Here is a 20,586-nt window from a genome sequence, read left to right as displayed (position 1 = left end):
ATTCATAGTTTTATTTTTTTTAAACTAATTGTTGATCAATGTAAGTTAGAACTAATGTACTAAGTGGTTCTTTATGCTTTTGATTGAATTCATCATAAATAGTGACACCATTGTCGCCAAGTAAAAAGCTTTGACCATGGAGTGCTTTATCAATTAAATACATTTTACTTTTTACTGGTTGTTCATAGCGAATTTTTTCATGATAGAGTTCTTCAGTATTAGTGTAACTAACAAAATTATCAGCCTTGCCATGTAAGAATAACGCTGGGATATTAGGAATATATTTTAAATATTTAATTGGTTTCAATACCGTTAGATCAGAGATGCCAGTTGTTTTTTTAATAGTTTTACGGAAAATATTAACCATAAAATTAGTTGGGACAAAAGTATGATTATGAATTTTATCGATATAAGCTTGTTCTAATTCTGCAAAAGTTGAATCACAAATTACTAATCTAACTTTTTCATTGCTAGGAAATTTATTATATAGTTCACTTCACATTACTACAGATGCAGAACCTAAAGAGAAGCCATAAAGGATGATATTTTCAGGATGATACTTATCAGTAATTAAATTAATGACATCTTGTAAATCATGAGACTCTTTTTTACCAAATGTTGTTGGTGCAGCATTGCTTTGCCCATGATTTCTAGCATCATATCAAACAACATTGTAACCTGCTTCTAAAAAGATATAAGCTTGTTTGAAAATTCAGTATCTTGTGTTAGTAACTCCATGAAGTAAGAATATTACTCGATTGTTGTTAGCATTTTTAACTGGTGATTCAATATAGTCTCCAACTAAGATTAGTTTATCAATTGTTGTTTTAACTTTAAAGTTAGTAATTTTTTCATTCTTGACTAGTGAATTTCAATAGGCAAGATATATTGGTCATTTGTTTAGTTCTTTACCAATAATTGGTTGAAATTTTGCATTATAAGTTAAACAAGCTTGAAACATATCAATTGAATCAATATCAACATTACTTTTTAATTTGAAGATATTAATATTTGTGTTTTTCATTTGTTTTCTCCTTGTTTTTTTAATAGTTAAATAAATTATAATATCAAGGAGCGATTTTTTGTAGATAAATGATTAATAATTAAGCATTTCATAATTTTATAAAATTAGTTAGATTTATGTAAAATTTTCTAAGATTATCATATAAAAATTCATTTATTAATAATGTTGGTAACGTAATTCTATTTTATCACCGTTATGGATAAGCAAGTCAGCAATTCCAACACCAGATATCTCACCATTATTGTAAACCATTCAATAATAAGGATCTTTTGATGCGATGGTTTGTTTTTCTTGATTATTATAATAACTAATTGCGTCAAGTCATGTCCCATTGTGAGTTAAATAAAAAGTTTTGGAATCTTGTATCATTAAATTAGCTAATGTTTTTTGAGTTGTTTGATATATATAAGTAAATAATTTAGTACTACCATTTTCTTCGTTATAAGCAGAAACATTAATATTTAGTAATTGATTTTTTTCTAGTTCATTTTGATTTTTTAGAACAAAGTATTTTGGTAAATAAGCAATATTAATTATTGCTGAAGTACCAAATAAAATTAGAAATAAACTACCTGCAACTCATCTTCAAAAATTTTTTTTATTTTTAAATTGATTTTTTTCTTTTTTCATTATTTAGCTCCTGAGATGTGTTTTTTCTTCTGTTGATTAAATATTTACTTGAATAATTTAAAGAAAATATAAATAAGAATAGAATTAATAGTGATGAAATTATTACAAAAATAGAATGAATATTTAAAGATTGATAGTTTTTATAACCAGTTAAATAGTTATTTGTAAACTTAGTAGTTTCTTGACTGTTAAATGAAAAGTATTTTTTTTGGTTTAGATAATTATTAATAACTTCTTCTTTAAAAGAATTTTTTAAATTAATTATTTGTGGTGTTCTAAAAAGAGTATTTCCATCATTAATAATTTTTAGAGTGAAACCTCAATGAGGAGTAAAGATATTTTTTAGATTTCCATTCTTATCGTTTCAAACTTGATTTATTGTGCTTTGAAACAGAAAAAGATGATTAATTTTAGTTTGCTGTAAAGTAAAAGAATTTTTTTCAATCAAACTTAATGGAACATTCATGCCAATAACAGATTGATTAATTCATCTGTTGTATAAATCTAATTGAGAAAATTTTTGATTTTTATCTTTAACTCAACTTGATTCAAGATTTTTTTCTGTTGAAAGGTTTTTTTCTCATTGATTAGTATTTCATCAATCTTGACTTTTTCCTTGTCTTGAAGAAGGTAAACTGCCATATTGCTTAAACATTTCTTTTTCTTGCGTTGTTAGAGAATCTCATTTGTTACTATTTATAATTTCTTTAAATTTGTCATTTTCCATTAAAGCAATGTTAGCTACAGAAGTATCTTGAGTAATAAATCTATTATTAGTATAAGTTGTGTTATTAATTTTTGTTCAAGTAATTGGTGTTTCAATTCCAACAGTTCAAGTTTTTGCACTATCATCAACTACCACATTTTGAATTGCTTCATCAATACTATTTGCTTCTGGTAAGTAGAGATAAAGGTTTTTGTTTTGATTAAAATCCATTCAATCTTTTTGTTGAAAATAGTCTTGCTTGTCTTGATGTTTGTTAACTAATAAGTAATGATCATAGCCAACACTAATTTCATTTGGATTGCCTTGAATCATTTGATTGATTCAAGGCGGTACTTCATTTTTTTGATTATTTTCTAAAATGTAAGTTGCAGCAGAAATTGTTCCTGTTGAACCTAATGTAATAGATGTTAGTAAACTAAATAGTTTGATCATTCTTAATCCTCTTTTCTGAAACTTGTTCTATCAACTAATTTTTTACTTAAATATATTTTATAAATTATATAACACAAGCATCACATTGATAATTTTCACTATTTTCTAAAACTTCTTGTCTAACGCGAACATAATAAATTGATGAGCAGCCTTGCTTAAAAGCTTTAATATAAGCTTTATTTAAATCACGTGTAGTTGTTTTGTCTGTCATAAAGAGAGTTAATGATATTGCTTGATCAACATGTTGTTGTGCTGCTGCAGCGATATCAATAATTGGATTAGGTCCAATTTCATATGCTCCAGACAAATAATAAGGTAAATTATCAACATTAATTTTGTAAGCTGGAACATATACTCTTCCTAATTTGCCTTCTTTACGAACTTCAACTGGAGATACAATTGGTTGTAAACTTGGAGTACATGCAGATAAATAACTAATTGAACCAGTTGGTGCTACTGCCATTAAATGAGAATTAGCGATTCCTATTGTTTTAATTTTTGTTACTAATTTTTTTCAATCATTTTGTGTGGGAATTTCAATTTGATATTTATCAAATAATTCTTTAATTTTTTTTGTAGCTGGTTTTCATTTCTCCTTATCACATTGAGTATATTTATCAAAATAAGAACCATCAGCAAATTTTGAATTTTTAAATTCAACAAATGAACCAAAATGCTCTGCTAATTTATTTGAAGCTTTAAAAGCATGATAAGCCATAGTGTAAAAGAAAATATTAGTAAAATCAACGGCTTCTTTAGAGTTATAAAAAATATGATTTGTTGCTAAAAAACCATGTAAATTCATTGCTCCTAGACCAAGAGCATGATTGTTTTTATTGCCTTCTTTAATTGAGGGTGCAGTAGATAAGTTACTATTTCTAGAAACATGATCTAAAGCATAAATTGCTTCTTCAATTGATTGGGAAAATTCACTACCACTTTCCATCATTTTAGCGATATTAACACTTCCTAAATTACAAGAAATATCTTGGCCAATATGCTTAAAGCTTAAATCATTATTATATTTGCTAGCTGTGCTAACTTGAATAATTTCACTACATAAGTTGCTCATAACAATTCTACCTGGATGAGCATTACGATTATTTACTGTATCATCAAATAATAAATAGGGATAGCCACTTTCAAAATGTAATTCTGCAATTGTTTGAAATAATTTTCTTGCACTAATAAAAGTTTTTTTAATTTTTGGATTATTCAACATCTTGTAATATTCTTGAGTGACAGAAATATCAGTCATTGATTTTTTATAAACTTTTTTAATATCATAAGGACTAAAAAGTGCCATATCTTTATTATCTTTTGCTAATTCAAAAGTGATATTTGGAATTACTATTCCTAAAGATAAAGATTTAATCCTAATTTTTTCATCAGCATTTTCTCTTTTTGTATCTAAAAATGACATAATATCTGGATGATGAGCATTTAAATAAACTGCACCTGCTCCTTGTCTTTGTCCTAATTGATTAGCATAAGAGAATGAGTCTTCTAAAATTTTCATCACTGGAATTACACCTGTAGCTTGATTAGCAATATTTTTAATTGGTGCACCACATTCTCTTAGATTTGTTAAACATAAAGCTACCCCGCCACCAGATTTTGAAAGTTGCAAAGAAGTTGAAATACCACGAGCGATTGATTCCATGTTATCTTCAATGCGTAAAAGATAACAAGAAACATATTCACCACGTTGTTTTTTGCCAGCATTTAAGAAGGTTGGTGTAGCTGGTTGGAATCTACCTAACATTATTTCATTTAAGATTTTTTTTGCTTTACTAATTTTGCCATCACCAAAGAATAACGCATTCATGATAACTCGATCTTCATAATTTTCTAAATATTCTTTTCCATCAAAACTTTTTAAAGCATAAGCATTGAAAAATTTTAAAGCAGATACAAAAGTTGGAAAATAATGATTGTAACTATAAGCTTGGTTTGTTAAATTTTCAATTTTAGCAATTGAATATTTATTTATTATTTTTTCATCATAATATTTATTTTTAACTAAATATTCAATTCGTTCTTTGGTACTATTAAATTTTTTTGAATTAGGGATAATGTGATTTTTTAGATAAGATTTTGCTGCAGCAAAATCTAGTTTAAAATTATCTTTATCTCAATCAAATAATTTTGTTTTTGCATTTAGAGTAATATATTCATCAGATTCAAAATTACCTGATAGAGTTGAAATTTTTTTATTTTCAGGTTTTATTCAAAAATCTACTAAAATATTTTTTATTGTTTCTACATCATTTTTAGTTCCTAATAATTCAAATTGATAGAGTAGGGGTACATTTAATTTTTTTGAAAGAATTGGGCCTGCCATCGCAAATGTATTACCAAAATTTGTGTTTCCAGAAGCCATTATTCCACGACAAAGATCACGATTTTGTTTTTTATTTAAAAAATTAATTACTTGCTTTGGAACAGCGCCACTTTTAAATTCACCACCACCGCTATAAGTTGGTGTAATGAGTACATACTCTTGATCAACTAAGATTTCTTCTTTTATGTCATAAGGAATTCTTGAATTTTTTACTTCTAATTTTTGAATAAATCTATGAGTATTGTTAGAAGTTGATGAAAAGTAAACAATATAAATTTTTCCTTGAGGTTTTACTATTTTTTCATTTGTAACTTTGATTACATCATTATGCATTTTTTATTTTTCTCCTTAAATTAAAATTCTCAATCTTCATCTTCAGTTTCTTCACTAATTCCCATAACATAAGATGAACCATTTCCTGAAAAAAAGTCATGATTTTCATCTGCTCGTGCAGATAGTTGAGTAAAAATTTCTGGTGCAATTCTTGTTTCTTCTTCAGTAAAAGGTGAATCATAACCCAAATTTTGTAAGAATTTTCCAGCATTATATAAACTAAATCTAATTGCATCTTCTGCTAAATTAAAACCTTGATAAAGTTCTGTTAGATATTTCTTTTCTAAATCAATTAATTGATTTAGTAATTCAAAAACAAACTTTTTCATTTCTAGTTGCTTTTCTATTGAAAGTTTTTTAACTTTTCTTTGATATTTATAACCACTATAGTAGTTATGAATTACTTTATCTCTTAAAATTAATCGAATAATATCAGAAGTGTTTGATAACTTACCACGAGCTGATAAATAAAATGGTAAATAAAATCCCCCATATAATAAAAATCCTGGCATAAGTGCAGCAGCAACTTTTGATTTTAATGGATCTTTATTAGAATAATAAGGAATTAATGCGCGTGCTCGATTTTGTAAACTTTCTGTATTGATAACTCATTCATGAGCTTCTTCAATTTGTTCACTAGAACATAAAGTTGAAAAAATTGTTCCATATGCACGAGCATGAACAGCAACCATAAAAGCAAAATTAGCATAAATAACTTGTTCATGGTCAGTTAAGGAATGAGGAATTTGTGCTGTATCACAAACAGTTGCTTGGATTGTATCTAATAGTGTTAAACCTGTAAATGTTCTTGTAACTAATTGTTGTCATTCAAAAGTTAAACTTTTTCATGAAGTTAAATCATTTGATACTGGAATTTTTTCTGGTAGTCAGAAGTTTTGTGTTACACGAGTTCAGACTTCTAAATCTTTATCATCATTAATGAAGTTTCAGTTTACTGAACGCATTTTGCCTTTAAATCCATTGTTAGCATATTCCAATGGTGAAAGAGATTTTTGATAATAATTGTTTTTATTTTCTATCATTATTTTCCTCCATTTTTTTTACTAACTAAAAAATGCCTATAGGAGGCATTCGTTGAAATTAAAATTATTTTATTTTTTCATTATTTTTAAAATTAAAAAGATAATGAAAATTATTTAAAATAATTAAATATTCACCCCCAGGAATAGTAACTTTGTGAAAATTAGACCGGTCTACTGGCTTGGCTTCATTTTACTAGTTAGCCTTCTCAAAACAATTGTTTCAATGGTATATCTAACGTTCATCAGCTTTACAGTTGCTGGGACAGCAAAGAATTCTCATCTTTTTCCCGAACATCTAATTTTCATTTTTTAGTTGTAAGGTTATTTTACTTTTAATATTTATATTTGTAAAATGATTTAATTTTTTTGTCAAAATTTAGTTTGTTTAATCACTAATTTTTTGTTATAAATAAAGTAAGAAATTTATTCTAGTTTATAATTAAATTGAATAGTAAATAAGAAAAAATTTTCATGAAAAAATTTTAATTATTTTCATGATATTTTATTTTGATGAAGTAAGAAATAGGGTAGTGATATGAATCTATTAACAGAACGTGAGAAAAAATTACGTTATGGCAAACCATGGCTAACAATTTTATATTTTTGTATCCCAACTGTTCTGATTATGTTTATTCAAGGATTTTATAATATTATTGATAAGACATTAGCTTTACAATTTGCTGCTGGAGATTTAAGTTCAGATCCATTTTATGTTGCATTATATAATCAAATGAAAAGTACAACAGTAGATATCATCCCTCTTAAAGAAATGAAGATTTTTATTAATGTTGCAACGCAATATGCAACTCAAACTTATAATTTACTGTTTGCTTTTGCAGTTATGGCAGGTATGGGTTGTGCTATGAATTTTTCAATTGCTTTTGGACAAAGAAATGAAAAAAAGATGCATGAGATTACTGGGAATGGTTTTTCGTTTACAATTATCTTTTCAATTTTTATCTCTTTTATGATATTTTGTTTGATTTTTCCTGGCTTTAATTCCGTCTTTATCAGGAGTCAGATGGGTGGAATTTATAACCCAATTACTAATTATTTAGCTTGAGACTACTCATTTTTAATGTTGCTTGCAGCACCTTTAATGTTCTTAAGTTACTATTTTGTTTCTTTACTACGTAGTGAAGGAAGAATGGGTTGAATTGTTCTGATTATGGTTACTTCAGTTTTAATCAATAGTGGAGCAGCAATCTTTTTTATGAAAGTATGTCATTTAAAGATGCAAGGAGCAATGCTTGGAACTGTTTTTTCATGATTAGTACAAGTAATTTGAGGATTTATCATTGTTTTTCGTTTTAGAACTAGTTACACAAGATTTAGTTGATCAAATTTAATTCATTTAAAATTTGAAAATATTTGATTGTTTTTAAAAGCAGGACTACCTAACTTTATTGCTGGAGTTTCTTTTGTTGTGGTTTCTTTCCTTTCTACGAGTCTGGTCGTCAATTTACCTAATCAGAAAATTGATAATAACGTTTCAATTTTACAAGAATTGATGTCGTCTATTTCACCATGAATGGGGTTGATATTTTCTGCTGCAACAGGAATCTCTCAAGGTGCTCGAGCAGTGATTGCTTATAATTTTGGCGCCAAAAAATACAATCGAATTTGACAAATTTTAAAGCGTAGTAGTATTTTATTCTTTGTTTGATTTATTTTTGTCTTGATTATGTTGGCATCTGTTGGTGACAAGATGATGTTGATGTTTGCTTTTCCAGAAGAATATGTCCAACAATATCGTTGATGATTGCTTTTAAGTTTTGCTTCTTATCCTTTTGCATCCTTTACTTTAATTTGTTTTACTTTGTATCAAGGAATTAATAAGTCACTTTTAGCATCCTTTACTAATAGTTTACGAGCATTTACTATTGCTCTACCAATGATTGGATTAGGCTATCTTGTAGCGACTTTAACTGGTAATTCAATTTTCTATTTCCTTTTCTTTGGCTTGATTGATTTTGTTTCGTCCTTAATTTTAATTCCAATTTTGATTCAGAGTTGAATTAAATATAAAGATAAATTAATTGATGTTCCTGATAACTTTAAAATTCATAAAGAGCATGGTGAAACTGTTACTGAAAAGAAAGAACCATCAAAGAAATCAACAGTAAAATTAAAAGCAAAAAAACACTCTTAGACTGAAAATAATAGTGAATTAGCAAGAATATATGTTATAATTAAATCCTTGATTATTTTAATAATAAAGGATACTTTTGACCTTATTTTAAAGTATAATTTAGTTATTATAATAGTCGTTAGGTGAAGAGATGAAAAATTTTACAATCAAAAATATTATTCAAAAATTTGATTTAAAAGTTTTATATCAAAATAAAAATATAGATTTAAATAAGATATTAATTACTATCCCAGGTGTAAATCGTGGTGGTTTACAATTGATGGGTTTTAAAAGCAAGAGAGTTTCAATTTTAAGAAGAGTAATCCTATTAAGCAGTACAGAAAGTGAGTATCTTGATACTTTAAGTTCAGATACTTATGAAAGTCATTTTAAAAATATTTTACAAGATCATATTCCTGCCATTTTTGTGACACCAAATTTTAAGCATACTCAAAAATTATGTAAGATTGCTGAAAAACTAGAAAGTAAAGTAGTAATTATTCAATTTTTTGGTGACAGCTCTGAGTTTGCAAATACTGTTACTTTATATATTGCTGAAAATTTAGCTCCGGGTACTCGTATACATGGAACTTTAGTTAATATTTTTGGTCATGGTGTTTTAATTACGGGAGCTAGTGGGATTGGTAAGTCAGAAACAACTTTGGAATTAATCCGTAATGGTCATTTATTTATTGGAGATGACAGTATTGAAATCTTAAAAATTAACAATAAGATTATTGGTCGCAGTAATGAGATGGTTAAAAATTTAATTGAGATTAGAGGAATTGGTATTTTAGATGTTACAAAAATGTATGGATATCATGTTGTTCTACCTGAAAGTCAAATTCAACTGATTATTAAATTAGCTGGTGCTAATAGTAGCACTTTAAATAAAATTGATCGTTTAGGAACTAATTTAAAGTTTCAACAATATTTTAATGTTAAGATTCCAACTATTAAACTTCCTGTTACTTCAGGAAGAAATTTAGCTGACTTAATTACATCTGCTGTTATCAGTATGAAATTAAAAGAAGCTGGCGAAGATAGTGCAGTGCAATTTGAACAAGAAGTTGTTGAAAATTTAAAAAATGGTAAGTAAAAATTAAGAATATAGGTGTTAAATAGTGCATATTTTTTCAGGATATAACGATTCAATTGCGAATATTCCTGGAACTTCAATTCATATTTATTCAATTTTAATGGGAATTGCAGTTTTAGTAGTGCTTTTTTCTTCATGATTTAAAATGTATCGTAGAAATATTCCAACACGAACACTTGAAGGATCTGTTTTTATCATTATTCCTTGTGGCTTGTTAGGTGCGAGACTTTGGTATGTTTTAAATCATACAGATATGGTTCATGGCTTTATTGATGTGATTGCTGTATGACAAGGTGGAATGGCAATTCAAGGTGGTATTTTTGCTGGCTTGATTGTTGGATTAATTATTTTTTATCGAGCATCTTTAAAATATAAGATTTCAATGTGAGTTTATCTTGATTGTATTTTACCTAATATCTTGTTAGGACAAGCAATTGGAAGATGAGGTAATTTTTTTAATCAAGAAATTTTAGGTTGAGATACTGGTCAAGCTTTTCCATGACTACCATCATGAATTAATGATCATTTGCATTATCCTAATGATCATGTTGAAGTTTATCGACATCCATTATTCTTATATGAATCAATTGCTTCTTTAGTTGGATGAGTATTTTTAATTTTTGTTCTTCCTAAGATAGGATTTTGATTTAGTAAGAAACCTTGAAAGATTGAAGCAGAAAAATATCAACCATTATGAATTAAAGAACCAATTGTTAAGAGTGACTACTATCAACCTTGAAAGGTTGTAAAAAAACTTCATTCTTATCGTAAATGAAAGAAATCATGTTGAGAAAAAGCTTATTATGATTTTGAACCAGAAAAGTCTTTGATTAAAGATACTAAGTTGAGAACTTTTAAAGCAATTAAAGTTACTCCAACAATGAATGGTGTACAAAAGATTTTTGTTAGTCAAAAGAATTTTTTCAGAAAGATAACTAACAAGTTCTATCAAGATGCTTCACCTTTAAATCAAAGTTACAATCCTAATCAGTACAAGTTAACTTATACAGGTGCTATGGGAGCAGGATACTTTATTTTTTATGGTATTATTAGGGTAATCTTAGAACCTTTTCGTTATGCAAGTGATATCATGATGATTGGTTCAGTACGAACTTCTATTTTAGTGTCAGTTTTATGAATTATTTTAGGAATCGTGTTACTAGTATTTGCACAATTTATTGCAAGCAAAAAATTTAGAAAAAAGGGATGATTATATGAAAAGCAATATTAAAGCAACAGATAATTATGATTTAATTATCATTGGTGCTGGTCCAGCAGGAATGACAGCAGCAATTTATGCTCAAAGAGCTAATTTGAAAACAGTTATTATTGAAAAAGCTTTACCTGGTGGAAAAATGACAAGAACTTCAGAAGTTGAAAACTATCCAGGATTTGATTTTATTGATGGTCAAACTTTAGCTTCAAAGATGCATGAGCAAATTGAAAAATTAAATGTTGAAGTTATTTATGATGAAGTTGTTAGCATTGACGATGATATTAATCATACTAGCAAGACAGTCAATTTACTGGGCAACAAAAAATTAACAGCCAAAGCAGTGATTGTTGCTACAGGTACTGTTGAAAAGAAAATTGGTGTTCCTGGTGAAGATGAATACTATGGTAAGGGTGTTTCTTATTGTGGTGTTTGCGATGGTTTTTTATTTAAAGATAAAACAATCACTGTTGTTGGAGGCGGATATGCTGCTTGTGAGGAATCATTATATCTAACAAGAATGACTAATAATTTAAATTTAATTCACCGTCGTGAAGGTTTTCGTGCAGACGATAAGACAGTTGCAAGAGTAAAAAATCATCCTAATATTAATATGCATGTCAATTATCGTGTTGTTGAAGTACTGGGTGACCTTGATAAAGTGGTTGGATTAAAAATTGAAAACACAGAAACTAAAGAAGTTAGTGAAATCAAAACTGATGCTTTATTCCCTTATATTGGTAGTGATCCAATTAGTGAGTTTGTAAGACATTTAGGTGTTTGTGATGAGGAAGGTTATATTTTAGTTGATGATACTTGTCAAACGAAAATTCCTGGTTTATTTGCTGCAGGAGATGTCATAAAAAAGAATTTACGACAAATCGTAACTGCAACAAATGATGGAGCCATTGCTGCACAATATATCATTAACTATATTGATAATGTGAACTAATAAAGGTAAAATAAAGAGGTGATACTAATGTCATCGTTTACTATGATGATAAAAGACGAAATTTGTCAAAAGTCTTTTGCAGATTGCTGCCAAAAATCGTTGCTTTCAGCTTTTATTAGTTTAAATAAAATACGTAATAATGGTCGTGAAAATTTAATTAAGATTGCTAGTTTTCATAAACCAACAATTAAATTAATTGCTACCTTGTTGAAAAATCAATTTCAAGAAAGTAATATTAGAATAAAAACAATTAAATATCAAAAAACTAATCGTTACCTGATTGAAGTATTAGATTTAACTAATAAAATAACTGATGAGTTATGTTTGCAAGATGAAAGTTTTGATTTTGCAAATAAAATTATAAAAAAACATTGTATTAGAGCATATATCGCTGGAATTTTTTTAGTATCTGGAAGTATCAATTCACCAAAAACTTCTAATTATCATTTGGAGTTACAATTTGATAGCATGAATTTTGCCAGATTAGTTCAAAAATTATTGGCAAAAAACTTTAAATTAAATTTTAAGTTTATTAAACGTAGAAATAAATTTGTTCTTTATTTAAAAAGATCTAATGATATTTCTGATTTCTTGAAATTATTAGATTGTCCACAAGCAGTTTTTAATTTTGAAGAAAAAAGAATTACTAGAGAGTTGCTGAATACGATTAATCGTTTTAACAATATTGATATTTCTAATCAACAAAAAGCTTTTAACGCTAGTTTAAAGCAAATTGCAATGATTAATAAAATAAAAGAGCTTAATGGGTTTAATGAATTATCTGATAAATGTCAAATTCTAGCTAATATTAGATTAGCTAATCAAGATGCTTCATTAAATGAATTGAGTGAAGAGTTCTATCAAAAAACTGGAGAAATGATTACAAAATCAGGGGTTAATCATTTAATGAGGGAATTAAGGAAAAAGTATCACGAAATTGTTAGCAATCTAACTTCTGATGCTTTTTAAAAAGAGGTGTAGAATGATTAATATTATTAATAGAGAGTTTGAAAATAAAGATTTACAAAGAAAAGATTTTTTAGTAGCATTTGGCAGAAGAATGAAACAGTTACGTCATCAAAAAGGTAAAAAATTTTCGCAAGAAAAATTAAGTGAAGTAAGTGGACTGCATCGAAATTACATTTCAGATGCAGAAAGAGGAACAAGAAATGTTTCATTAGTAGCAATTTTTAAAATTATTCATGGGTTGGATGTAACAATTGCGGAATTCTTTGCTGAAGGATTCGAGTAGAATATTTAAAAAAAGAATGTCTTATTTAGAGACATTCTTTTTTTAATTGTCCTTAATAAAAATCGTAAAGTGTTATAATAAGTAATAAAGTTGATTAAATTAAAGAGGTGAACTATAGTGGATATCAATAATAATAACAATCAAAAAAAATCTGATCAATTTTTAGATGAAGTTATCTCACCAATGTTTGGTCATGAATATCAAAATCGTGTTGTTCCTGGAAAGAATGAAGAAAAAAAAGTAGATGATGAATGTCTGACAGAAACAAATTATTTAGAAAAGCAAATTGAAGAAGAACTAGAAGCTCAAACTAAGATAGATAAAGCAAAACAATATCAAGAAAGTTCAAAAACAGATACAGATGTTTTACGACAATATCACAAGCAAAAAGAAAATGAAGAGATTAAAGCTGCATTACCTTCTAATTATTTAAATTTTCGTGACAATTTAGAAAAAACTTCTGATCTATCAACTATTTCTGATTTTGATCTTAGTGTTGTAGAAGATTTGAATTATGAATCTAGTAACACTAATGCTACTAGCACTGTTTCAGAAATTCTTGATGAAATTTTTGATAAATAGAACTAACTAGGAGTAAAAATGACAAATAATATTATTGATGAATTAAAATGACGCAATCTCGTGAAGGACATTAGTAATTCAGACAAGATTTTAAATGCGCAAAAATTACAAAAAGGAATTTATTGCGGTTTTGACCCAACAAATGATTCTTTACATTTAGGAAATTTAATGCAAATTATCTTATTAAGAAGATTTGCTTTATTTGGTTTTCAAGCAATTGCTCTTGTTGGAGGCGCAACTGGGATGATTGGTGATCCAAGTGGTAAGAGTCAAGAGCGTAACTTATTAGATACTGAACAATTAGCAAATAATCTTAAATCAATTAGTAAGCAACTAACAAGTTTGGTTAACCATAAAGCTACTAGTGATTTTAATGCTTTAGAATTAATTCGTGAGTTTAATTTGTTGAATAATAATGACTATGAAATGTTAGATATGGTTTTTAAAAGTATCAATCCTAATGCACAATATCAAAATAGTTTAATTGCAGTTTTAAAAAAATTACCTTTACCACTGCAAGAAGTTGGATTATCTAATCAAGAGTTGAATGAATTCTATCAAATTTTAAAATTAGATCCCAACTATTTAAAGCAACAAGAAAATTTAGCAAATTTAAATTTCTCAGACTTACTAGGTTACATCAAAGTTTGAACTCAAGCTTGAGTTCAGTTTTCTGAACTAACATGAGGCCACAGCGCAACTAATGCCATTAAGAATATTAAAGTGCTAAATAATAATGACTGATTGGGACAAATTAATATTATTAATTTTTTAAGAGATGTTGGAAAGGATTTCAACATCAATCAAATGTTGGGCAAAGAAATGGTTGCTAAACGTTTAGAAACTGGGATTTCTTATACTGAATTTTCTTATATGGTGCTACAAAGTTATGATTTTTATCACTTATATACTAAAGAAGAATGTTTCTTACAATCTGGAGGAAGTGATCAATGAGGCAACATCACTACTGGCCTTGAGTTGATTAGAAAAAAAGTTGGTGAGAGTTCACAAGCAGCAGGGCTAACAATTAATTTACTAACTAAAGCTAACGGTGAAAAATTTGGTAAGAGTGAACAAGGAGCAATCTTTCTAGCAGCAGAAAAAACTTCAACTTATGATTTCTATCAATTTCTTTTCAATCAAGAAGATAGTGATTTAAAGAAACTACTAGCTGCGCTAACTTTCTTTGAAGAAGATCAAATTGCTTTCATTTTGAATTTACATCAAAAAAATCCTAAGTTAAGAATTGGTCAAAAAATTCTAGCAGCTGTGGTGACAATTTTTATTCATAAGTTACCCGGATACTTTCAAGCGCTAAAAATTACTAATGCATTATTTAAAGATGAAATCAAACAACTAACAGCACAAGAAATTTTAGCAATATTTAAAGATGTGCCAATTATCAAACAAGTTAGTGATCAAAATCTTGCAACGCTTTTAGTTGATAATAAAATTTGTCAGTCAAAAAGACAAGTGAAGGATTTACTTAATGATGGAGCTATTAGTGTCAACGGTGAAAAAATGACTGATGAGAATGTTGTTATTAGTAAAAAAGCAGCAATTAATCAACAAATAACACTAATTAAAAAAGGAAAGCGTCACTATTATCTTGTGTTCCATGAATAGTGGATGTTATTAAGTATTTGGTTTTTAAAATTCTTATTTAATAAACATGTCAAATATAAAAAGAGATGCAATAATTAAATTGCTTAAACTAAAGGGTAAATAGTTTAAAGTATTTTATTTATAAATTTTGAAAGAGGTACATTAATGGGGAATGAAACTAAAAAATCAGATACTTTTGTTACTTATGCAACATTAGAGCAATTAAATGCAGAAGCAAGAGTGAGAGCAAATAATGATCAAATCGTCATCAATACAATTAATGTTTTAGAAGATAGAATTAAAGCATTAGAAAATAAATAAAGTATATAAAAAAATAAAAAAATCGTTGTTAGTTAACTAACAACGATTTTTAGTTTTCTTAAGCACGACCATATGATTCAATTACAAGTGCTTCTTGTAAGTCAGAGTTTAATTCTTCTCTGATTGGTGCTCTTAAATACTTACCAGTGAATGTTTTTTTATCAAATTCAACAAATGGTAGAGTTGAAGCATTTACTTGTAAAGCTTCTACAATCTTAACATTTTTCTTTGATTTTTCATCAATAGTAATAATATCATTAATTTTTACTTGGTATGAAGGAATATCAATTCTCTTCCCATTAACTAATACATGTCCATGATTTACTAATTGTCTTGCACCATTTCTTGTTAGAGTTAACCCAAAACGATAAACAATATTGTCTAATCTTGATTCTAAAATAGTTAATAAATTAGTACCAGTAACACCATGTTGCATTTTAGCTTTGTTAAATGCATTTTTTAATTGTCTAGCATTTAAACCGTAAGTAAAACGAATTTTTTGTTTTTCTTGTAGTTGTTGACCATAAGTAGAAAGTTTAACTTTTTTTGCTCCGTGTTGACCTGGAGCGTAAGTACGTTTCTTACCTTTAGTAAATTCCTTACCTGATTCTAAAACAGAAAAACTTAATCTTCTTGATTTCTTAAACATTGGTCCTGTATATCTTGCCATAAAAAAACCTCCTTATGTGCGTAAACAAACACAAAGAGACTTTAATAAATCCTTATTAAGAGAGTTTTTCTTTCGTCTGAACAGCTCAGATTACTTTCAATCAATTAGAACAAAATATAAATTGAAAAACTTTTTTAGACTTAATAATATTTATTTGCTGCTTTTGTGAATTGCTAATTAATTATAGTAGATATGTAGATATTTGTCAAATTGACAGCATGAAAGTAAGAATTAATTTTTGCTTTGTTATAATTTAGTTAATTTAGGTTAAAGGAGATATATATTTTGCAAGTTTTTAAATCTTATCTAACAGATTGAAAGTTTTATTTTAAGCTTATTTTTAGTTTATTTTTCATTGCAACATTATTGTATAATTGATTAAATCCGCTAATTAATGGAATTACAGTTTCTGATGCTGAGAAAGAAATAGCACCAAATTGAGAATGATTTATTCAAGATAAAGGAGACTACACCTTAAATTTCTTTTCTTACTTTACAATTCAAACTAATATTTTTGTTGCTTTATGATTTCTTCTTTCTGCAATCTTTCATAGTCAAGAAGGTAAGAAAACGAGTAAGTGATTTGGTCCATATATGGCATTAGGAGTAACAACATTCATTACCATTACAGGACTTATTTATAATACTATGTTGCTTCCAACACAAATAAATATTACAGGTTTCTCTTTTTGATTTACTAGTGTTGTTGAACATATGATTGTTCCCATTGTGATGATTGTTTACTTCTTAGCTTTTATGAATAAAGAAAAAGGATCAGTTTTAGAAACTAAAAAATTCTTAAAAGAAAAACTTGTTATATTTTATGTTTATCCAATTGTTTGATTAGTTACGATGTTGATTCGTGGTGAGTTTCGTTATAATGCTGGTAAGGCATTTGCTTATCAATATTTCTTTATCAATATTCATACCAAATCTTATGGTCTAGCAGGTTGAGCTTGATTGATTATTGCTTTAGTTTTAATTGGTTTAATTGTCTTGGGATTTACAACCTTATATAATTGAATTATTTATAAGCAACAAGGTAAAAATAAAAAATAGTTCTAAGGATTCTTAGAACTATTTTTTATTTGCTATAATTTAATTTTTTTATTGCTTTTGCTATCTTCAACATTAACTTTTTTGTTTTTAAAAACAAAATCTTTAGATTTATTGATAACATAATGAGTTAATGAGACACCTTTAGCAACACCATATTCTACTGGATAAATAATAACGCTTGAAAAAGCGATAGTGATCACTGCAATTAATAAAGTTGATAAAATACCTTTTATTTCAGCATTAGCAATTCCGCCAAAAATATTTGGTGCAATTGTATCATTAACAATATTCATAAATGCAAAATGATAAAGAAAAATTGGTACTGATAGTTTTCCTAAGAAGTTAAAAAATCAGTTATAGTTTCATTTTAAATTTTGAAAAATAATGAATATTGCTAAAGCAGAAATAATAGTGAATGGTTGACTTGTATCTTTATTAGCAAAAGTTGCAGGTACTTCTGCTACGCTATCATATCCTCCAACAACTCAATTAGCCGCCATAGTAAATAATGAAACTTTTAAAGTAGCAAATAAAATTAAGTTGATTACTTCAATTGTAACTAAAGTAGTAATTGCAATTTTTAGTGTCAGATTTTTTGGTTTTGGTTGTGCACCATAAAGTTTTCATCATGCACCAAGCATATAAATAATCATAAAGAAAATAATTTGTCCAGCAGCTACTAATCTTTGTGGATAGACAATTATATTCATTGTAAAGAATCAGATGAAATAAAAAATAATAATAAATGTTAATGAATATCATTTATTAACTGATTTTAGACCAAAATTAAGAAAGGGTGCTAGTAAGTATAAGATTGGAATTGTTCAAAAATATCATCATGGTCCTCATCCAAATGCTAGTACTCATTCTCAACTAACACGATAACGAGCATTTTCATGAATTAAATCATATTTAAAGAAAAAGAAAGAAATGAAAATATTTATTAAATAAAATATTAATAACATTCATAAATATTTTAGAATCTTTGCTTTGCTACTATTAGCTAAGAAAAAGCCACTTAAAATGATAAATAATGGTACTGGTACGACTAAAAAAATATTAAACACTGATCATGTTCAAGTATACTTGCTACCTAAACAATGAAATGCTAGAACAAAGAAAGCACCTAAAAAACGCAATAGTTCATATTTACTTGTTCTTTGAGTTTTAACTTTATTTTTTTCAGCAACTAATGGTTCAATTGTTTTTTGATTCATAAAATTTACCCCCTTTTTATAATCAAAATTTTATTAATTTACCCCTTTCTTAATTAATTGTATTTTACATAAAAAAAATTTAAAAAATAGGTTTTCAAACTAATTTTTAAAAAATAATTTTTTTATAAAAAAATGTGACTTTAATTAAGTTATGGTTGCTTTAATTAATAATATTGAGTATAATTACTAATGCTTTAAGCAATTGTAGCCCCGGTAAAGTTACAATTCAAGGAGAAGCAAATTATGCGTCAAACAACTATGAAATTCGATAACATTGAAAAAAAATGATATGTTATTGATGCTACTGGAATTGTTTTAGGGCGTTTAGCAAGTGAAGTTGCTAAAAAATTACGTGGTAAAGATAAAGCTATCTTTACTCCATATATTGACTGTGGTGATTTTGTTATTATTATTAACGCTGACAAAATTAAACTAACAGGCAAAAAGCTGCAAGACAAGAAGTATTACAATCACTCACAATATCCAGGTGGATTAAGAGTGCGTAAAGCTCAAGACATGTTAAATAAAAATGCTGCAGAAGTAATTGAAATTGCTATTAAAGGAATGCTTCCAAGCACAACTTTAGGTAGAAAACAATTAACTCATTTACATGTTTATAATTCTGATCAACATCAACATCAAGCTCAAAACCCTGAAGTTTGAGTGTTAGATCAAAAGAAGGAGTAACCAATGGCAACAACTAATAAATTAACTACATATAGTAGTTCTGGTGGAAGAAAAAGTTCAGTTGCACGTGTTCATTTAACAAATGCTGCTGCAAAAGGTAGTGTTTTAGTGAATGGTGTAGAACCAATGACTTTCTTTGCCCAAGAATTGTTAGTTAAAGATATGTTACTACCTTTAAATGTAACTGATACTTTAACAAAATTTGATGTTCGTATTAATGTTGATGGTGGTGGAAAATCTGGTCAAGCAGGAGCAGCACGTTTAGCTATTGCTAAAGCTTTAATGAAAGTATCTAAAGAATATCGTGATGTGTTACGCGCTAATGCATTACTAACTAGAGATGCTAGAATTAAAGAACGTAAAAAATATGGATTAAAAGCAGCACGTAAAGCGCCACAATTCTCAAAGCGTTAGAAAGAGTTTTTTTATTAAAACTCTTTTTTCTTTTTCTAGTAAATAAATAATTTAATAAGGTAGGCGAAAGTATTGAAAACTGTTGCTCAGAAGTTATGATCTAAATCGTACACAATTAAAAATTCTAAATTTGAAGTTTCTATCAATCAAATAACTAATGTTGCTGAAGCTGAAACTTTTTTGCAGGAACATCAAGATCAAAAAGCAACACATAATTGTTACGCTTATATTGTTGGGTTTCCAGAACAAATTAAAAGATTCAATGATGATGGTGAACCAAATAAATCAGCAGGATTTGCAATTTTAAAAATTCTAGAAGAAAAGCAACTAACTAATATTATTGTTTTAGTTAGACGCTATTTTCAACCACCAAAATTAGGAGTAGGGCATCTTATGAGAGGCTATCAGCAAGGATTATTAAATTATCTAGCAGTAGCAAAATTACTAGCGATTGTTCCAAGTAAGGAGTATCAAATTGTTGTTCCAGTTGCTCTAATCAATTTAATTTATCAGTGACAAAAAATTTATCATTTTTTAATTTTAAAGCAAACAAGTGATGATTTAAAAGTAACTTTTATTATCAATCTTGCAAAAGAAAAAGATACTCTACCCTATCATTCTGAAGTTGATGTTACTTACCTTAAAGATAGTTTTTTAATTAGTGCCAATTAATTTTAAGAAAAGATTGCATTACTAAAATATTGCATATATAATATTTTTGTTGCTTTTCTATGGGGCTATAGCTCAGCTGGTTAGAGCGCACGCTTGATAAGCGTGAGGTCGTTGGTTCAAGTCCAATTAGCCCCACCATTATTTAAATATTGGAAATAAAATAAACTTTAAGTAAAGTT

General features: G+C 27.5%; 20 protein-coding genes, 1 tRNA gene and 1 riboswitch. Of the genes, 14 read left to right on the top strand and 7 right to left on the bottom strand.

The features are described from left to right. Positions 1–19 precede the first annotated feature (19 nt). The 5 genes from SPLAT_RS03115 to nrdF all read right to left on the bottom strand — a co-directional run bounded on the left by SPLAT_RS03115 (position 20) and on the right by nrdF (position 6,533). Entirely contained in the window at positions 20–1,024 is a 1,005-nt protein-coding gene (locus SPLAT_RS03115; protein WP_168104943.1) for an alpha/beta hydrolase, read from the bottom strand. A 156-nt stretch (positions 1,025–1,180) separates the two neighbouring features. After that, positions 1,181–1,654 carry a DUF4430 domain-containing protein gene (locus SPLAT_RS03110; RefSeq protein ID WP_168104942.1) on the bottom strand — a complete coding sequence of 158 codons (474 nt, stop codon included), beginning with the start codon at positions 1,652–1,654 and terminating at the stop codon, positions 1,181–1,183. Continuing rightward, complete coding sequence (locus SPLAT_RS03105; protein ID WP_168104941.1) at positions 1,629–2,813, bottom strand: hypothetical protein; 1,185 nt, start codon at positions 2,811–2,813, stop codon at positions 1,629–1,631. The genes SPLAT_RS03110 and SPLAT_RS03105 overlap by 26 nt, the downstream gene beginning before the upstream one ends. 64 nt (positions 2,814–2,877) lie before the next feature. Then, complete coding sequence (gene nrdE / locus SPLAT_RS03100) at positions 2,878–5,490, bottom strand: class 1b ribonucleoside-diphosphate reductase subunit alpha (RefSeq protein ID WP_168104940.1); 2,613 nt, start codon at positions 5,488–5,490, stop codon at positions 2,878–2,880. A 20-nt stretch (positions 5,491–5,510) separates the two neighbouring features. Continuing rightward, positions 5,511–6,533 carry a class 1b ribonucleoside-diphosphate reductase subunit beta gene (gene nrdF / locus SPLAT_RS03095; protein ID WP_168104939.1) on the bottom strand — a complete coding sequence of 341 codons (1,023 nt, stop codon included), beginning with the start codon at positions 6,531–6,533 and terminating at the stop codon, positions 5,511–5,513. A gap of 147 nt (positions 6,534–6,680) precedes the next feature. Then, a riboswitch (cobalamin riboswitch) is annotated at positions 6,681–6,847 on the bottom strand. A 221-nt stretch (positions 6,848–7,068) separates the two neighbouring features. Here nrdF and SPLAT_RS03090 point away from each other — a divergent pair. The 9 genes from SPLAT_RS03090 to SPLAT_RS03050 all read left to right on the top strand — a co-directional run bounded on the left by SPLAT_RS03090 (position 7,069) and on the right by SPLAT_RS03050 (position 15,688). Beyond that, positions 7,069–8,685, top strand: coding sequence for an MATE family efflux transporter (locus SPLAT_RS03090; RefSeq protein ID WP_168104938.1), 1,617 nt, complete (start codon positions 7,069–7,071; stop codon positions 8,683–8,685). A gap of 130 nt (positions 8,686–8,815) precedes the next feature. Next, positions 8,816–9,763: an HPr(Ser) kinase/phosphatase gene (gene hprK / locus SPLAT_RS03085; protein ID WP_168104937.1), complete on the top strand. Its 948-nt coding sequence runs from the start codon at positions 8,816–8,818 to the stop codon at positions 9,761–9,763. 25 nt (positions 9,764–9,788) lie between these two features. After that, entirely contained in the window at positions 9,789–10,994 is a 1,206-nt protein-coding gene (locus tag SPLAT_RS03080; protein WP_168104936.1) for a prolipoprotein diacylglyceryl transferase, read from the top strand. Beyond that, complete coding sequence (gene trxB, locus SPLAT_RS03075) at positions 10,978–11,928, top strand: thioredoxin-disulfide reductase (RefSeq protein ID WP_168104935.1); 951 nt, start codon at positions 10,978–10,980, stop codon at positions 11,926–11,928. Before SPLAT_RS03080 ends, trxB begins: the two co-directional genes overlap by 17 nt. A 27-nt stretch (positions 11,929–11,955) precedes the next feature. Next, positions 11,956–12,897: a DNA-binding protein WhiA gene (whiA, locus tag SPLAT_RS03070; protein ID WP_168104934.1), complete on the top strand. Its 942-nt coding sequence runs from the start codon at positions 11,956–11,958 to the stop codon at positions 12,895–12,897. A 13-nt stretch (positions 12,898–12,910) separates the two neighbouring features. Then, positions 12,911–13,180, top strand: a complete 270-nt coding sequence (locus SPLAT_RS03065; RefSeq protein ID WP_168104933.1) for a helix-turn-helix domain-containing protein — start codon at positions 12,911–12,913, stop codon at positions 13,178–13,180. Between the two features lie 117 nt (positions 13,181–13,297). Next, positions 13,298–13,762 carry a hypothetical protein gene (locus SPLAT_RS03060; protein ID WP_168104932.1) on the top strand — a complete coding sequence of 155 codons (465 nt, stop codon included), beginning with the start codon at positions 13,298–13,300 and terminating at the stop codon, positions 13,760–13,762. Between the two features lie 18 nt (positions 13,763–13,780). Next, positions 13,781–15,388 carry a tyrosine--tRNA ligase gene (gene tyrS / locus SPLAT_RS03055; protein WP_168104931.1) on the top strand — a complete coding sequence of 536 codons (1,608 nt, stop codon included), beginning with the start codon at positions 13,781–13,783 and terminating at the stop codon, positions 15,386–15,388. Positions 15,389–15,532: 144 nt separating this feature from the next. Then, positions 15,533–15,688, top strand: coding sequence for a hypothetical protein (locus SPLAT_RS03050; protein ID WP_168104930.1), 156 nt, complete (start codon positions 15,533–15,535; stop codon positions 15,686–15,688). A 58-nt stretch (positions 15,689–15,746) separates the two neighbouring features. Here SPLAT_RS03050 and rpsD read toward each other — a convergent pair whose 3' ends face one another. Further along, positions 15,747–16,358, bottom strand: a complete 612-nt coding sequence (rpsD, locus tag SPLAT_RS03045) for a 30S ribosomal protein S4 (protein WP_168104929.1) — start codon at positions 16,356–16,358, stop codon at positions 15,747–15,749. Between the two features lie 285 nt (positions 16,359–16,643). Here rpsD and SPLAT_RS03040 point away from each other — a divergent pair, with 285 nt between their 5' ends. Continuing rightward, the gene (locus SPLAT_RS03040) at positions 16,644–17,417 is read left to right on the top strand and encodes a Pr6Pr family membrane protein (protein WP_168104928.1); all 774 of its coding nucleotides are present in this window, start codon (positions 16,644–16,646) and stop codon (positions 17,415–17,417) included. A 32-nt stretch (positions 17,418–17,449) separates the two neighbouring features. On the opposite strand, the gene SPLAT_RS03035 is transcribed toward SPLAT_RS03040, so the two are convergent. Further along, positions 17,450–18,634 carry an acyltransferase family protein gene (locus SPLAT_RS03035; RefSeq protein ID WP_168104927.1) on the bottom strand — a complete coding sequence of 395 codons (1,185 nt, stop codon included), beginning with the start codon at positions 18,632–18,634 and terminating at the stop codon, positions 17,450–17,452. 243 nt (positions 18,635–18,877) lie between these two features. On the opposite strand from SPLAT_RS03035, the gene rplM reads away from it, so the two are divergent. The 4 genes from rplM to SPLAT_RS03015 all read left to right on the top strand — a co-directional run bounded on the left by rplM (position 18,878) and on the right by SPLAT_RS03015 (position 20,545). Beyond that, positions 18,878–19,321, top strand: a complete 444-nt coding sequence (gene rplM / locus SPLAT_RS03030) for a 50S ribosomal protein L13 (RefSeq protein ID WP_168104926.1) — start codon at positions 18,878–18,880, stop codon at positions 19,319–19,321. Between the two features lie 3 nt (positions 19,322–19,324). Further along, positions 19,325–19,735 carry a 30S ribosomal protein S9 gene (rpsI, locus tag SPLAT_RS03025; RefSeq protein ID WP_168104925.1) on the top strand — a complete coding sequence of 137 codons (411 nt, stop codon included), beginning with the start codon at positions 19,325–19,327 and terminating at the stop codon, positions 19,733–19,735. 72 nt (positions 19,736–19,807) lie between these two features. After that, positions 19,808–20,407, top strand: a complete 600-nt coding sequence (locus tag SPLAT_RS03020) for an IMPACT family protein (RefSeq protein WP_168104924.1) — start codon at positions 19,808–19,810, stop codon at positions 20,405–20,407. 61 nt (positions 20,408–20,468) lie between these two features. Beyond that, positions 20,469–20,545: transfer RNA gene (locus tag SPLAT_RS03015), tRNA-Ile, on the top strand. Positions 20,546–20,586 lie beyond the last annotated feature (41 nt).

The sequence above is a fragment of the Spiroplasma platyhelix PALS-1 genome (assembly GCF_021496725.1).
Lineage (GTDB): Bacteria > Bacillota_I > Bacilli_A > Mycoplasmatales > VBWQ01 > Spiroplasma_D > Spiroplasma_D platyhelix.
The sequence above is the reverse complement of the archived record's forward strand: the minus strand, read 5'-3'. Positions and strand labels throughout refer to the sequence as shown.